This window comes from Campylobacter sp. RM19072, assembly GCF_024723485.1.
GTDB classification, from domain to species: domain Bacteria; phylum Campylobacterota; class Campylobacteria; order Campylobacterales; family Campylobacteraceae; genus Campylobacter; species Campylobacter porcelli.
In genome coordinates this window covers 1-1,491 of record NZ_JANQCU010000044.1, presented here as the reverse complement: position 1 = coordinate 1,491, position 1,491 = coordinate 1, and the positions used below count along the sequence as shown (strand labels likewise).

Here is a 1,491-nt window from a genome sequence, read left to right as displayed (position 1 = left end):
TTTTTAACTTCGCAGGTCAGCAGAGCCGACCTTTGCGATAAACTTTAGAAAAGTTTAATCAAGCTAAAGTCCCCACGAGTGGGGTACCCCATTTATGGGGACTTTAGTGTTTGCTACTTTAGGCGTGGCTTTGCTACGCCGTTAAAAGTAGGTAAAAATGGGGTTCCCCTATTCCTTAAAATCCCAACTCCTTCCCAGTTTGGCATTTTTATTTTATAAAAAGCTATATCAAAATCAGTGGCGTAAGCCACCCATTGAAAGGCTTTTACAAAATTTTCGCCGTAAAACAACCATTTAGGTTATTTTGCTTTTGCGAAAATTTTGAAAAAACCTTTCAAGGTTGTCAAGCTATCGCTTGACTATTTTTTACTTCTTACGGCAATAAATTGCCGTTTGCAAAAATTTGAAGTGTTAAAAATAAAGAATAGCAATAAAAAACTCGCAAGAATTTTTAAAATATCAAAAGCTTTAAACTTAGCAAAATAAGTATAGATTTGATGATTTATACTCTTTGAATTTTTAAATTTTGGTAAATAATCGGTAATAATTCGGCAAGAATTCAGTAAATATTAAGTAAAAACCCATTACAATTTCAAACCTATACTTTAATAAGGAGATAAAATGAAATTAGTTAAACTAAGCTTAGCTGCAATCGTAGCTGCCGGTGCCCTTTCAAGCGTAGCAAGTGCTGCATCACTTGAAGAAGCTGTTAAAAATGTAGATGTATCAGGCTATGCAAGATATAGATTTGATAGCACAAATACTACAACTAACACTACAGGTGCTACAAATAACTACCACAGATTTACATCAGATATTAACTTCAAATCTGCTCTAGATGATAACTTCTTTGGTGTTATCGGCTTTAGATATGATAGCCGTGACGCATCAGGCGAGAGAGTAAATGCTGCTACTCAAGTAGGTACAGTTAATCAAGGCAACAATGCTGATAATTATGGTCAAACATTCAATGTTCGCCAATTCTATGTAGGTTACAAAGCTGGTAACACCACTATCACAGCTGGTCGTCAAGTGCTAGGCACATTCTTTACTGATGATATGGTAGGTACTGGTATTAAACTACTTAATAGCGATATTAGCGGTCTTACTCTAGCTGCTATAGCATTTGATAACCTTCAAAATGATGGCGATATCGGTACAAGAGGATTATTTATCGGCGAAAATGGTTCTAGCGAATTTGTATATGATAGAAACCTATATGGTGTAGCTGCTATTGGCTCATATGATCCAGTTAGCTTCCAGCTATGGTATGCAGCTTTAGATAGCGTAGCTCAACTATATGCTCTTGATGTAACACTAGGAGCTAATATAGCTGATATAGATCTAAGCTTACAAGCTCAATATGCTGGCTCAAGTATGTGGGCAGACAATGCTAGAACAGCCGCAGCAGCTGGTGCTTTACCACTAGATGATGCACAATTTGCAGCTGTAGAAGCTGGTGCTAAAGCTTTTGGCTTTGATGCGAGTGCT

General features: G+C 36.8%; 1 protein-coding gene. It reads left to right on the top strand.

Annotation, left to right across the window (positions count from 1 at the left end):
* Window positions 1-621: 621 nt before the first annotated feature.
* The coding region (locus CSUIS19072_RS08350; RefSeq protein ID WP_337212267.1) for a porin at window positions 622-1,491 on the top strand (870 nt) is incomplete at its 3' end.